General features: G+C 64.5%; 12 protein-coding genes and 1 other RNA gene. 9 read left to right on the top strand and 4 right to left on the bottom strand.

Annotation, left to right across the window (positions count from 1 at the left end):
- Position 1: 1 nt before the first annotated feature.
- From AAHK21_RS08950 to AAHK21_RS08935, 4 genes are all read right to left on the bottom strand, one after another.
- Positions 2-580: a BON domain-containing protein gene (locus AAHK21_RS08950; RefSeq protein ID WP_023630217.1), complete on the bottom strand. Its 579-nt coding sequence runs from the start codon at positions 578-580 to the stop codon at positions 2-4.
- The gene (locus AAHK21_RS08945; RefSeq protein WP_046857018.1) at positions 577-1170 is read right to left on the bottom strand and encodes a phosphoheptose isomerase; all 594 of its coding nucleotides are present in this window, start codon (positions 1168-1170) and stop codon (positions 577-579) included. The genes AAHK21_RS08950 and AAHK21_RS08945 overlap by 4 nt, the downstream gene beginning before the upstream one ends.
- A gap of 87 nt (positions 1171-1257) precedes the next feature.
- Entirely contained in the window at positions 1258-1629 is a 372-nt protein-coding gene (locus tag AAHK21_RS08940; RefSeq protein ID WP_094010222.1) for a YraN family protein, read from the bottom strand.
- Complete coding sequence (locus AAHK21_RS08935; RefSeq protein ID WP_367857032.1) at positions 1629-3446, bottom strand: penicillin-binding protein activator; 1818 nt, start codon at positions 3444-3446, stop codon at positions 1629-1631. Before AAHK21_RS08935 ends, AAHK21_RS08940 begins: the two co-directional genes overlap by 1 nt.
- A 188-nt stretch (positions 3447-3634) precedes the next feature.
- Here AAHK21_RS08935 and rsmI point away from each other — a divergent pair, with 188 nt between their 5' ends.
- The 9 genes from rsmI to mraY all read left to right on the top strand — a co-directional run bounded on the left by rsmI (position 3635) and on the right by mraY (position 12567).
- The gene (rsmI, locus tag AAHK21_RS08930; protein WP_038707411.1) at positions 3635-4510 is read left to right on the top strand and encodes a 16S rRNA (cytidine(1402)-2'-O)-methyltransferase; all 876 of its coding nucleotides are present in this window, start codon (positions 3635-3637) and stop codon (positions 4508-4510) included.
- 67 nt (positions 4511-4577) lie between these two features.
- Positions 4578-4937: RNase P RNA component class A (rnpB, locus tag AAHK21_RS08925), an RNA gene on the top strand.
- 308 nt (positions 4938-5245) lie between these two features.
- A complete protein-coding gene (gene mraZ / locus AAHK21_RS08920) occupies positions 5246-5701 on the top strand; it encodes a division/cell wall cluster transcriptional repressor MraZ (RefSeq protein ID WP_011535546.1) in 456 nt (151 codons plus the stop codon).
- A gap of 2 nt (positions 5702-5703) precedes the next feature.
- A complete protein-coding gene (rsmH, locus tag AAHK21_RS08915; RefSeq protein ID WP_172670938.1) occupies positions 5704-6645 on the top strand; it encodes a 16S rRNA (cytosine(1402)-N(4))-methyltransferase RsmH in 942 nt (313 codons plus the stop codon).
- The gene (ftsL, locus tag AAHK21_RS08910) at positions 6642-6935 is read left to right on the top strand and encodes a cell division protein FtsL (RefSeq protein WP_046857013.1); all 294 of its coding nucleotides are present in this window, start codon (positions 6642-6644) and stop codon (positions 6933-6935) included. The genes rsmH and ftsL overlap by 4 nt, the downstream gene beginning before the upstream one ends.
- Positions 6935-8662 carry a peptidoglycan D,D-transpeptidase FtsI family protein gene (locus AAHK21_RS08905; protein ID WP_367858973.1) on the top strand — a complete coding sequence of 576 codons (1728 nt, stop codon included), beginning with the start codon at positions 6935-6937 and terminating at the stop codon, positions 8660-8662. The genes ftsL and AAHK21_RS08905 overlap by 1 nt, the downstream gene beginning before the upstream one ends.
- Positions 8662-10125 (top strand): UDP-N-acetylmuramoyl-L-alanyl-D-glutamate--2,6-diaminopimelate ligase, encoded by a 1464-nt coding sequence (locus AAHK21_RS08900; RefSeq protein ID WP_367857031.1) that lies wholly within the window; start codon positions 8662-8664, stop codon positions 10123-10125. The genes AAHK21_RS08905 and AAHK21_RS08900 overlap by 1 nt, the downstream gene beginning before the upstream one ends.
- A complete protein-coding gene (murF, locus tag AAHK21_RS08895) occupies positions 10118-11485 on the top strand; it encodes a UDP-N-acetylmuramoyl-tripeptide--D-alanyl-D-alanine ligase (RefSeq protein ID WP_367857030.1) in 1368 nt (455 codons plus the stop codon). Before AAHK21_RS08900 ends, murF begins: the two co-directional genes overlap by 8 nt.
- Positions 11485-12567 (top strand): phospho-N-acetylmuramoyl-pentapeptide-transferase, encoded by a 1083-nt coding sequence (gene mraY, locus AAHK21_RS08890; RefSeq protein ID WP_011535540.1) that lies wholly within the window; start codon positions 11485-11487, stop codon positions 12565-12567. The genes murF and mraY overlap by 1 nt, the downstream gene beginning before the upstream one ends.
- Position 12568: the final 1 nt, after the last annotated feature.

Raw genomic sequence — 12568 nt, 5'->3', positions numbered from 1 at the left:
GTCAGTCGATGTACTCGAACAGCTTGACGATCTTCTGCACGCCCGACACGCCTTGCACCACATTGGTGGCGGCGTTGGCCTCCTGCTGCCTGACCAGGCCGAGCAGGTAGACGATGCCGTTTTCGGTGATCACCTTGATGCGCGAGCTGGGCACGCTCTCGTCGGTCAGCATCTGGGTCTTGATCTTGGTGGTCAGCCAGGCGTCGTTGTTGCGCGCCAGGATCGACGACGGCTGAATGACTTGCAGCTCGTTATGCACCTTCTTGACCCGCTGCACCTGGCCGGCGGTCTGCTCAGCGAGGGACTTGAGATCGGCGCGTGGTGTCTGGCCGGCAAGCAGCACGACACCGTTGTAGCTGCTGACGACGATGTGCGAGCCCTTGTCCAGCTCCGGGTTGGCCTTGGCGATGTTGACCGAGACCTTGGTCTCGATCAGCGAGTCATCGATCTTGCTGCCGATGGTGCGGGTGCCGCGGTCATCCTCGATAGGCGAGTTGCGCGCCGAGGTGAGCACGGAACTGCAGCCCGATACGCCGAGGCACAGGGTCAGGGCCATCAGGCCGATACGCTTGGAGATCATTCTTCACTCCCGAACAGTTGGCTGTCGATCAGGTCGCACAGACAGTGGATCGCCAGCAGGTGGACTTCCTGGATGCGCGCGGTGACCGTGGCGGGGACGCGGATCTCGACGTCCTCGGGCAGCAGCAGCGAGGCCATGCCGCCGCCATCGCGCCCGGTCAGGGCGACGACAATCATTTCGCGGTCATGGGCGGCCTGGATCGCCTGGATCACGTTGGCCGAGTTACCGCTGGTGGAGATCGCCAGCAGCACATCGCCGGGCTGGCCCAGGGCGCGGATCTGCTTGGAGAAGACTTCGTTGTAGCTGTAGTCGTTGGCGATCGAGGTCAGTGTGGAGCTGTCGGTGGTCAGGGCGATGGCCGGCAGGCTCGGGCGCTCGCGCTCGAAGCGGTTGAGCAGCTCCGAGGAGAAGTGCTGGGCATCGCCGGCCGAGCCGCCGTTGCCGCACGCGAGCATCTTGCCGTCGTTGAGCAGGGCGTTGACCATGACCAGGCTGGCCTGCTCGATGTGGGGTGCCAGGATGTCCATTGCCTGTTGCTTGGTGTCGATGCTGGCCTGAAACAGCCGGCGAATTCGGGATTGCATGTCCATCTGGGTGACCTTAAGAGGGGCGGTGGCCTTTGCTACGCGCAACAGTGACCAGCCCGCGAAACATAGAGCTAGAAAATCGAATTGGGTTCAGCATTCGAAGGCATTTTTCAGCCATTGAAGCGGTTGCCCCGCATGCCCCCGGCCCTGCAGGGCGATAACGTCGAAGCGGCAGGGGCGGGTGGCCCAGCGGGGTTCGTGCTGCAGGAAGAGGTTGGCGGCAAGCGCCAGTCGTTGCTGCTTGCGCCCATCGATACTGGCGAGCGCTCCGCCGAACTCCGCATGCAACCGGTAGCGGACTTCGACGAATACTACTGTATCGGCATCGAGCATGACCAGATCGAGCTCGCCCCCCTTGCATCGCCAGTTGCGCTCCAGCAGCCGCAGACCTTGCCCTTGAAGGTATTCAAGGGCGTGATCTTCGGCTGTCTGGCCGGCAAGGCTGGGCGATGCGCCGGGCATCAGCGAGGGGTGTCCGGCAGGCGCTTGACCTGGCCGCCGGCGAATTCGGCCCATGGCAGCTGGCGTTCGATGCGCTGGCTGGGGTTCATGCTCAGGCTACCGGACAGGCCTTCGACGCGGTTGTCCGGCAATGCCTTGAGCTGGCCCAGGCGCGGAGCCAGGCTGTAGGCGTCGACGCCCATGGCGTACAGGCGGCCGAGGCTGCCGGCGGCCTGGGGCCACTGCTGCACGACTTGCTGGCGCAGGCTGTTGGTGGTGTCCAGCAGCCAAGGCGTTTCGCAGAAGCGGATGCCGTTCATGTCGTTGTACTGGTTCACGTCACCGCTGGCGCTGTACAGGTTGGAGGTGGCGTAGACCGGCACGTCACCGGCGTACTGGAAGTTCAGCGTCGGCTTGATCTGCTGGGCCTGCTGCGGCGTCGAGGCGAGGAAGATGAAGTCGATGTCCTGGCGGCGCGAAGGCTGCGCGGCGATGGTGCCGCCAACGGTGCTCTGCAGGCTCTTGGCGCGGCCTTCGCTCTGGCGCAGCTGGAACAGATCGGCGATCTGCTGGGCAAGGGCGACGGGCTGGGCGATACGCTGCGCGGTGATCAGGGTGCCGCCATTGCCTTCCCAGTCCTGGCGGAAGGCGGCGAGCACGCGGTCGCCCCATTCACCGCTCGGTACCAGGGCCACGGCGCGGACCATGCCGTCGGCGCGGGCACGGCGTGCCACTTCGCGGGCTTCGTCCTCGGCGGCCAGGCCGAACTGGAACAGCTGTGGCGGCGCTTTCTGGCCGGCGTCGGCGTAGTTCAGGGCCAGGGTAGTGATGGGCAGTTGCGGGTAGGCGGCGAGCTTCTTGACCAGCGGCTTTTCCAGTGGGCCGACCACCAGTTGCACGCCGGCAGCCTGGGCCTGACGGTAGAAGTCGTCGAGCGAGGTGATGCGCGAGCTGTCGAACACTTGTACCGCAGGGGCGGGCTGGCCACCTTGCTGGGCCTGGAAGTGGGCGGCCATGAAGCCATCGCGCAGGGCGCGGGCGACACCGGCCAGCGGACCTTCTTGGGGCAGCAGCAGGGCGATCTTGGTCAGTGGCTGGCTGGCCAGCTCCTTGAGCTTGACCAGGGCTGTCGGCAATTGCTTGGCTGCCGGGTGCTCGGGATGCTGCTGGCGCCAAGTGTCGATGGCGGCCTGTTGCTGTTCCAGGGTGCCCGCGCGCTTCACGGCCAGGGCCAGGCTGGTCCAGCCGGCCAGGGTCTCATCGGCGGCCGGCTGCTGCAGCTGTTCGGCGGGCAGCGAGGCGACCAGGGCCCAGATCGCGTCATTGTTGGCGCTGGCGGCCTGGCCGCTGAGCAGGGGGGCCAGCAGCACGCGCTGCTGGGCGGCGGCCAGGGCCTGGCCGTCGGCTTCGAGGGCTGCGGCATGAACGCTGTAGGTGCGGGCCTGCTGCTCGGTCGGCAGTTCGCCGACGCGCTGCAGGCTCGGGTGGGTGAGGGCGGTCAGGGCGGCCTTGGGCTGGTTGCGACTCATGGCGAGCTCGGCGGCCAGGGTGGAGGCGAACACCTGCTGGGCGGGCTTGAGCGGCTCCAGCGGGACTTGCTCGAGAATCCGCGCTGCGCGCGGGAAATCCTTTTGCTTGTATGCCAGGTCCGCGGCGCTCAAGCGCAGCAGGGCCGCATCCTCGGCGGACTTGCTGGAGGCCGCCTTCTCGAGCAGTTGCTCGATGCTGGCGTCCGGGGTGCGTGGCAGTTCGCCCAGGCTGGATGAGGGCGAGCTGGCGCAGGCTGCCAGCAGGGCAGCGAGGCAGAGGGCTGTGAGCAGCCGCAGACAAGCGATCATGTAAAGGTCCTGTTACTCGATCAAGTTGGCCGGCAATTGTACCCAAGCGGGGGGCACGGCGCGATCTCGCCGACACTGAACCTTCACTATAGGTGGCCCGTGGTGTGCCCGGGGCGAAGTTCTTTGCGCCCTGTTACCGGTGCTCGGGCTACAATGGCGACCTTTGATCCGGAAAGCAGGTGTGCGCAGTGACTGATGTTGCAGGGGTTTCGAAATCCACGTTGGGCAAGCTTTACGTCGTTGCCACGCCCATCGGCAACCTCGACGACATGAGCGCCCGGGCGCTGAAGGTGCTGGCGGATGTCAGCCTGATCGCCGCCGAGGACACCCGCCACTCGGTGCGCCTGCTGCAACACTTCGGCATCGACACGCCGCTGGCCGCCTGTCATGAGCACAACGAGCGTGATGAGGGTGGGCGCTTCATCACTCGCCTGCTGGCCGGCGATGATGTGGCGCTGGTGTCCGATGCCGGCACGCCGCTGATTTCCGATCCGGGCTATCACCTGGTGCGCCAGGCGCGTGCTGCGGGTGTGCAGGTGGTGCCGGTGCCGGGCGCCTGTGCGTTGATCGCCGCGCTGTCGGCGGCGGGGTTGCCGTCGGACCGCTTCATCTTCGAAGGCTTCCTGCCGGCCAAGGCCGCCGGGCGCCGTGCGCGTCTGGAGCAGGTCAAGGAAGAGCCGCGCACCCTGATTTTCTACGAGGCGCCACACCGGATCCTCGAGTGCCTTGAAGACATGGAGGCGGTGTTCGGTGGCGAGCGTCCGGCGCTGCTGGCGCGCGAGATCACCAAGACTTTCGAAACCCTCAAAGGCTTGCCGTTGGCCGAGTTGCGCGCATTCGTACAGGGTGACAGCAATCAGCAGCGTGGCGAGTGTGTGGTGCTGGTGGCCGGTTGGAGCGCGCCGGAGGGCGAGCAGGCGATCAGCGCCGAGGCGCAGCGGGTGCTGGATCTGCTGCTGGCCGAACTGCCGCTGAAGAAAGCAGCGGCGCTAGCGGCCGAGATCACCGGGGTGCGCAAGAACCTGCTCTATCAGTTGGCCCTGGAAAAGCAGAAAGCCCATTAGTGGCATAATGGTATTAATGGTCGCGCCGCTTGTTCTTGAGCGCTGCTACCGGTAACCTTGGCGGCGGAGAGTCGATCGGACAGTCGCTGCCGTCTTTTGTTCCGCAAAAGGCGGGGGAGGAAAGTCCGGGCTCCATAGGGCAGAGTGCCAGGTAACGCCTGGGAGGCGCGAGCCTACGGAAAGTGCCACAGAAAACAACCGCCTAAGCACTTCGGTGCCGGTAAGGGTGAAAAGGTGCGGTAAGAGCGCACCGCACGGCTGGCAACAGTCCGTGGCTAGGTAAACCCCACTCGGAGCAAGACCAAATAGGGTTCCATACGGCGTGGCCCGCGTCGGAACCGGGTAGGTTGCTAGAGGCGTCCAGTGATGGCCGTCGTAGAGGAATGACTGTCCTCGACAAAACCCGGCTTACAGATCGACTCTCCACCTCTCCTTTCCTGCTTGAATCGATAGCAGATGCGTCCTGGTAATACCGAAAAAATCTTACTCTTAATAAATTACTTTAACTTCTCACTCTATCCGCTTGAGTGTGTTTGATTTTTTCCGTCAGTTTTTCCCTCCTGTAATCCTTCCACCTTCCTTTGTTGCGCTAAATCGCCGTCCTGTAAGGGATTTCCTTATGAACGTGCCTTGACGGTGTGGCGGGCGGATTCCTATAGTGTGCGCAAGTGGCAGAAAGTGGGATGAAGTGGGTTTTCTGGCACAAAAAAGCTAACATTGTGGGGAATCGCAGCCGTGTTCCGCGGAGCCAACGCCGTCAGCCTCGATGCAAAGGGCCGTCTCGCCATGCCGAGCCGGTACCGTGACGAGCTCGATTCGCGTTGCAATGGTCAATTGATCGTGACCATCGACGCCGTTGATCCCTGCTTGTGTGTTTATCCCCTCGATGAGTGGGAACAGATAGAAGCCAAGTTGCGTGCCTTGCCGTCGTTGCGTGAGGAAAACCGTCGCCTGCAGCGTTTGCTGATCGGCAATGCGGTGGACCTGGAGCTCGATGGCAGCGGGCGTTTCCTGGTACCGCCCCGCCTGCGTGAGTACGCCAAGCTGGACAAGAAGGCGATGCTGGTAGGGCAGCTGAACAAATTCCAGCTGTGGGATGAGGATGCCTGGAACGCGGTTTCGGCAGCCGACCTTGCAGCTATTCAACAACCGGGCGCCATGCCCGATGATTTGCGTGACCTGATCCTGTGACCATAGATAGCGGCTTCAACCACATCACCGTCCTCCTCGACGAAGCCGTCGAGGCATTGGCCCTGCGCGCCGACGGTTGCTATCTGGACGGCACCTTCGGGCGTGGCGGCCACAGCCGCCTGATCCTCAGCAAGCTCGGGCCGCAAGGGCGGTTGCTGGGGTTCGACAAGGATCCTCAGGCGATTGCCACCGGGCAAGCGCTGGCGGCCGAAGACGGCCGCTTTGTCATTGTGCAGCGCAGCTTTGCCGAACTCGGCGACGAAGTGCGCGCCCGCGGTCTGGACGGCAAGGTCAGCGGCATCCTGCTCGACCTGGGCGTATCCTCGCCGCAACTGGACGACCCCGAGCGTGGCTTCAGCTTCCTTAACGACGGCCCGCTGGACATGCGCATGAACCCGGGCCAGGGCATCAGCGCCGCCGAGTTCGTCGCCACCGCCCCCGTCGAAGAAATTGCCCGCGTGTTCAAGGAGTACGGCGAGGAGCGCTTCGCCGGTCGCATGGCGCGCGCCGTGGTCGAGCGCCGCGAGAAGCAGCCGTTCACCCGTACCGCCGACCTGGCGGAGGTGCTCAAGGTCGCCAACCCGGCCTGGGAAAAGGGCAAGAACCCTGCGACCCGCGCCTTCCAGGGCCTGCGTATCCATGTCAACAACGAGCTTGGCGACCTCGAGACCGGCCTTGAAGCCGCGCTCGACGCCCTTGAAGTGGGTGGCCGCCTGGCAGTGATCAGCTTCCACTCGTTGGAAGACCGTATCGTCAAACTGTTCATGCGCAAGCTGGTCAAGGGCGAGGCAGACAATCTGCCGCGCAACCTGCCGGTCCAGCACAAGGCCTTCGAGCCGAAGATCAAATTGATCGGCAAGGCGCAGTTCGCCTCCGAAGCCGAACTCAAGGCCAACCCGCGGTCGCGCAGCGCCGTGATGCGGGTAGCGGAGAAGTTGCGGTGAGCAGGCTGTTTGCCAAGCCGCTGCCAGGCGGAAGCTTCCTGATGCTTCTGCTGTTCGTCGCCGTCCTGATTTCGTCGATCGCCGTTTCCTACAGCGCCCACTGGAACCGTCAGTTGCTCAACACCCTGTACGGTGAACTGAACGAGCGCGACAAGGCCCAGGCCGAGTGGGGCCGGTTGATCCTCGAGCAAAGCACTTGGACTGCCTCCAGCCGTATCGAGAGCCTGGCCTCGGAGCAGCTCAGGATGCGCGTGCCCGCCGCTGACGAAGTGCGGATGGTGGCGCCATGATGAAGCTCGAAGGCGCACTCTACCCCTGGCGCTTCCGGGTGGTGATCGGTTTGCTGGCGCTGATGGTTGGTGCCATCTGCTGGCGCATCATCGACCTGCAGGTCGTCGACCGCGACTTCCTCAAGGGGCAGGGCGACGCTCGCAGCCTGCGCCATATTCCCATCCCTGCGCACCGCGGGCTGATCACCGATCGCAACGGCGAGCCGCTGGCTGTCAGTACGCCCGTCACCACCTTGTGGGCCAACCCCAAGGAAATGCAGGCGGCCAAGGATCGCTGGCCACAGCTGGCCGCCGCGCTCGGGCAGAACCCGCAGCAGCTGAGCGAGCGGCTTACCCAGCAGGCGAGCAAGGAGTTCATCTACCTGGTCCGCGGCCTGACCCCGGAGCAGGGCCAGCACGTCCTCGACCTGAAGGTTCCAGGCGTCTATGGCCTCGAAGAGTTCCGCCGTTTCTATCCGGCCGGCGACGTCACCGCGCACATGGTTGGCTTCACCGACCTGGATGACCATGGCCGTGAAGGCGTCGAACTCGCCTACGACGAATGGCTCGCCGGGGTACCCGGCAAGCGGCAGGTGATCAAGGACCGGCGTGGCCGGCTGATCAAGGACATTCAGGTAACCAAGAACGCCAAGGCCGGCAAGACCTTGGCGTTGTCGATAGACCTGCGTCTGCAGTACCTGGCCACCCGCGAGCTGCGCAACGCCATTGCCGAACAGGAAGCCAAGGCCGGCAGCCTGGTGATCATGGACGTCAAGACCGGCGAGGTCCTGGCCATGGTCAACCAGCCGACCTACAACCCGAACAACCGCCGCAGCATGTTCCCGGCGGCGATGCGCAACCGGGCGATCATCGATGTGTTCGAGCCGGGCTCGACGGTCAAGCCGATTTCGATGAGTGCCGCCTTGCAGAGTGGCCGCTGGAAGGTCACCGACAAGGTCGAGGTCTATCCGGGCAGCCTGCAAATCGGCCGCTACACCATCAAGGACGTGTCGCGCAGCGAGGGCCCGATCCTCGACCTGACCGGCATCCTGATCAACTCGTCCAACGTCGGCATGAGCAAGATCGCCTTCGATATCGGTGGCGAGGCCATCTACCGGGTCATGTCCCAGGTAGGCCTGGGCCAGTACACCGGCCTCGGCTTCCCCGGCGAGCGCGTCGGCAACCTGCCCAACCACCGCGAGTGGCGCAAGGCCGAGACCGCGACCTTGTCGTATGGCTACGGCGTGTCGGTGACAGCCTTGCAACTGGTGCATGCCTACGCCGCACTGGCCAACGACGGCAAGATGGTGCCGCTGTCGATCCTCAAAGTCGACAAGACCCCGGAATCGGTCCAGGCGATCCCCAAGGAAACCGCCGAAACCGTGCAGGGCATGCTGCAGCAGGTAATCGAAGCACCGCGCGGGGTATTCCGTGCCCAGGTGCCGTTCTACCACGTGGGTGGCAAGTCCGGTACGGCGCGTAAAGCCACCGTCGGCTCCAAGGGCTACACCGAGAACGCCTACCGTTCGCTGTTCGCCGGCTTCGGCCCGATGAGCGATCCGCGCTATGCCATCGTCGTGGTCATCGACGAGCCGAGCAAGGGCGGCTACTTCGGCGGCCTGGTCTCGGCCCCCGTATTCAGCAAAGTGATGTCGGGCACCCTGCGCCTGATGAATGTACCGCCGGACAACCTGCCGCCCTCGACGCAGCAAGCCAGCGCAGTACCCGCCAAGGGAGGGCGAGGTTGATGACGATGCCATTGAGCAAACTGTTCGCCCATGCCAGCCGCGATCCGTTGATCCGCGAGCTGACCCTGGACAGCCGCGCCGTGCGGCCAGGAGACCTGTTCCTGGCCGTGCCGGGGGCCAAGGTCGATGGTCGCACGCACATCGCCGATGCCCTGGCCCGTGGCGCCGCCGCGGTGGCCTATGAAGAGCAGGGCGCCAGCGTGCTGCCGCTCACCGATGCGCCACTGATTCCTGTCAAGGGTTTGATTGGCCAGTTGTCGCAGATCGCCGGGCGCTTCTATGGCGAGCCGAGCCGTCAGCTCGACCTGGTCGGCGTGACCGGCACCAACGGCAAGACCAGCGTGACCCAGCTGTTGGGCCAGGCGCTTGATGCCCTTGGCCGGCGTTGTGGTCTGATCGGCACGCTTGGCACCGGCTTCTATGGCGAGCTGCAGAGTGGCCGCCTGACCACGCCGGACCCGATTGCCGTGCAATCGACCTTGAACGACCTGAAAAAGGGTGGCGCCAAGGCCGTGGCCATGGAGGTTTCCTCCCATGCCCTCGAACAGGGTCGGGTGGCCGCGCTGGACTTCGACATCGCGGTGATGACCAACCTGTCCCGCGACCACCTGGACTACCACGGCAGCATGGAGGCCTACGAGGCTGCCAAGGCCAAGTTGTTTGCCTGGCCAAGCCTGCGCGCCCGGGTGGTCAACCTGGATGATGACTTTGGGCGTCGCTTGGCAGATGCTCCAGCCACATCGCGTCTGATCAGCTACAGCCTGCAGGATTCGGCGGCGACGTTGTTCTGCAAAGAGGCTGTCTTCAACGATGATGGCGTGCGCGCCGTGATCGTCACCCCGCAGGGCGAGCATGTCCTGCGCAGCCGCCTGCTGGGGCGTTTCAATCTGAGCAACATGCTGGCGGCAGTAGCCACGCTGATGGCGCTTGATTACCCGCTGGATGAAATTCTCAAGGTCACCCCGCAACTGCACGGGCCGGTCGGCCGCATGCAGCGCCTGGGTGGCGGTGACAAACCGTTGGTGGTGGTCGACTACGCCCACACCCCGGATGCCCTGGAAAAGGTGCTCGAGGCATTGCGCCCGCACGCCCACGGCAAGTTGCTGTGCCTGTTCGGCTGTGGCGGTGATCGTGACGCCGGCAAGCGCCCGCTGATGGCGGCAGTCGCCGAGCGCCTGGCCGATCGTGTGCTGGTGACTGATGACAACCCGCGTACCGAGGATCCGCAGCGCATCTTCGATGACATTCGCCCCGGCTTTGCCCAGCCCGACAGCGTGGAGTTCGTCGCTGGCCGTGGCCTGGCCATTGCCCATCTGGTCGCCACTGCTGCTGCCGAGGATGTGATCGTCCTGGCCGGCAAGGGCCACGAGGATTACCAGGAGATCAATGGCGAGCGGCATGACTTCTCCGATCTGGTCGAAGCCGAGAAGGCCCTAGCCGCCTGGGAGGCTCCACATGCTTAAGCCCATGATGCTCAGCCAGCTGACTGCTGCACTGAGCGCACGCCTGGCAGACGCCGACGCCAGTTTCACCGGCGTCAGCATCGACAGCCGCAGCGTCGCTGCCGGTCAACTGTTCGTCGCCCTCAGCGGGCCGCGCTTCGATGGCCATGACTACCTGGCCGATGTGAAGGCCAAGGGGGCCGTCGCCGCGCTGGTCGAGCGCGAAATCACCGATGTCGATCTGCCGCAACTGGTGGTTGCCGACTGCCGTGTAGCGCTTGGCCAGCTCGGCGCGCTGAATCGTGCTGCCTTCGACAAGCCGGTGGTGGCCATTACTGGCTCCAGCGGCAAGACCACGGTCAAGGAAATGCTCGCCGCGATCCTGCGTACCCGAGGGCCGGTGCATGCCACCCGTGGCAACCTCAACAATGACCTCGGTGCACCGCTGACCTTGCTGGAGATCGCTTCGGAGCACAGCGCCGCGGTGATCGAGCTGGGGGCCTCGCGCATCGGCGAGATCCGCTACACCGTCGGCATGACCCGGCCGCAGGTGGTCATCATCAACAACGCCGGTACCGCCCACGTCGGTGAGTTCGGCGGCCCGGAGAAGATCGTCGAGGCCAAGGGCGAGATCCTCGAAGGCTTGGGCGAGGGTGGCACGGCCATCCTCAACCTGGCCGACAAGGCGTTTGATATCTGGCGCCAGCGCGCGGGCAATCATCGCGTTATCAGCTTCGCGCTGGACAATCCGCAGGCCGACTTCCACGCCAGCGATATTGGCCGCGACGCCCGTGGTTGCCCCTCGTTCACCCTGCATGGCCCGGACGGCAGCGTCCCGGTGCAATTGAACCTGCTCGGCACCCATAACGTCAGCAACGCCCTGGCCGCCGCAGCAGCAGCCCATGCCGTTGGTCTGAGCCTGAACGGCATCGCCGCCGGCCTTGGCGCCGTGCAACCGGTCAAGGGCCGTACCGTTGCGCAGATTGCGCCCAGCGGCGCGCGGGTGATCGACGACAGCTACAACGCAAATCCCACCTCGATGTGTGCCGCCATTGATATACTCGCCGGCTTTTCCGGCCGCACCGTCCTGGTGCTCGGGGATATCGGCGAACTGGGGCAATGGGCCGAGGAAGGTCACCGCCAGGTGGGTGACTACGCACGTGGCAAGGTCGATGCGCTGTACGCGGTGGGCACCAACATGGCCTACGCCGTTAAGGCATTCGGTACCAATGGCCGCCATTTCGCCACTCAAGCTGAGCTGATCGAAGCCGTCAAGGCCGAGGCCGCCAGCGACACCACTATCTTGATCAAGGGCTCGCGCAGCGCTGCGATGGAAAACGTCGTGGCCGCACTGTGCGGCGCCAGCGGGGAGAAACATTAATGCTGCTGCTGTTGGCTGAGTATCTGCAACAGTTCCACAAGGGCTTCGCGGTCTTCCAGTACCTGACCCTGCGCGGGATCCTGGGTGTACTGACCGCGCTGTCTCTGGCCCTGTGGCTGGGCCCGTGGATGATCCGTACCCTGCAGATCCGCCAGATCGGTCAGGCCGTACGTAACGACGGCCCGCAATCGCACCTGTCCAAGTCCGGCACCCCGACCATGGGCGGTGCGCTGATCCTTTCCGCCATCGCCATCAGCACCCTGCTGTGGGCCGACCTGACCAATCGCTATGTGTGGGTGGTACTGATCGTCACCCTGGCGTTCGGCGCCATCGGCTGGGTCGACGACTACCGCAAGGTCATCGAGAAGAACTCCCGCGGCCTGCCGAGCCGCTGGAAGTATTTCTGGCAGTCGGTGTTCGGCCTGGCCGCGGCGATCTTCCTGTACAAGACCGCGCCGACCAGCGTCGAGACCACGCTGATCATCCCGATGCTCAAGGACCTGGCCATCCCGCTGGGCGCCGGCTTCATCGTGCTGACCTATTTCGTCATTGTCGGCTCGAGCAACGCGGTCAACCTGACCGACGGCCTCGATGGCCTGGCGATCATGCCGACGGTGATGGTCGGCGGCGCGCTGGGCATCTTCTGCTACCTGTCGGGCAACGTGAAGTTCGCCGAGTACCTGCTGATCCCCTACGTGCCGGGCGCGGGCGAGCTGATCGTGTTCTGCGGCGCGCTGATCGGCGCGGGCCTGGGCTTCCTGTGGTTCAACACCTACCCGGCCCAGGTATTCATGGGCGACGTCGGCGCGCTGGCCCTGGGCGCTGCGCTGGGCACCATCGCGGTGATCGTGCGCCAGGAAGTCGTCCTGTTCATCATGGGCGGCGTGTTCGTGATGGAAACCCTGTCGGTGGTCATCCAGGTGGCCTCGTTCAAGCTCACCGGCAAGCGCGTGTTCCGCATGGCGCCGATCCACCACCACTTTGAACTCAAGGGTTGGCCCGAGCCACGGGTGATCGTCCGCTTCTGGATCATCACCGTGATTCTCGTGCTGATTGGCCTTGCCACCCTGAAACTGAGGTAAA

Origin of the sequence: Pseudomonas sp. TE50-2, assembly GCF_040813665.1 — a bacterium.
Lineage (GTDB): Bacteria > Pseudomonadota > Gammaproteobacteria > Pseudomonadales > Pseudomonadaceae > Aquipseudomonas > Aquipseudomonas soli.
This window is presented reverse-complemented; position numbering and strand designations above follow the sequence as displayed.

Bases quoted from the DNA above. Each gene is read 5' to 3' on its own strand.
- AAHK21_RS08945 (WP_046857018.1), bottom strand. From the start codon at position 1,170: ATGGACATGCAATCCCGAATTCGCCGGCTGTTTCAGGCCAGCATCGAC.
- AAHK21_RS08950 (WP_023630217.1), bottom strand. From the start codon at position 580: ATGATCTCCAAGCGTATCGGCCTGATGGCCCTGACCCTGTGCCTCGGC.
- AAHK21_RS08905 (WP_367858973.1), top strand. From the start codon at position 6,935: ATGAAGCTCGAAGGCGCACTCTACCCCTGGCGCTTCCGGGTGGTGATC.
- AAHK21_RS08900 (WP_367857031.1), top strand. From the start codon at position 8,662: ATGACGATGCCATTGAGCAAACTGTTCGCCCATGCCAGCCGCGATCCG.
- murF (WP_367857030.1), top strand. From the start codon at position 10,118: ATGCTTAAGCCCATGATGCTCAGCCAGCTGACTGCTGCACTGAGCGCA.
- AAHK21_RS08935 (WP_367857032.1), bottom strand. From the start codon at position 3,446: ATGATCGCTTGTCTGCGGCTGCTCACAGCCCTCTGCCTCGCTGCCCTG.
- AAHK21_RS08940 (WP_094010222.1), bottom strand. From the start codon at position 1,629: ATGCCCGGCGCATCGCCCAGCCTTGCCGGCCAGACAGCCGAAGATCAC.
- mraY (WP_011535540.1), top strand. From the start codon at position 11,485: ATGCTGCTGCTGTTGGCTGAGTATCTGCAACAGTTCCACAAGGGCTTC.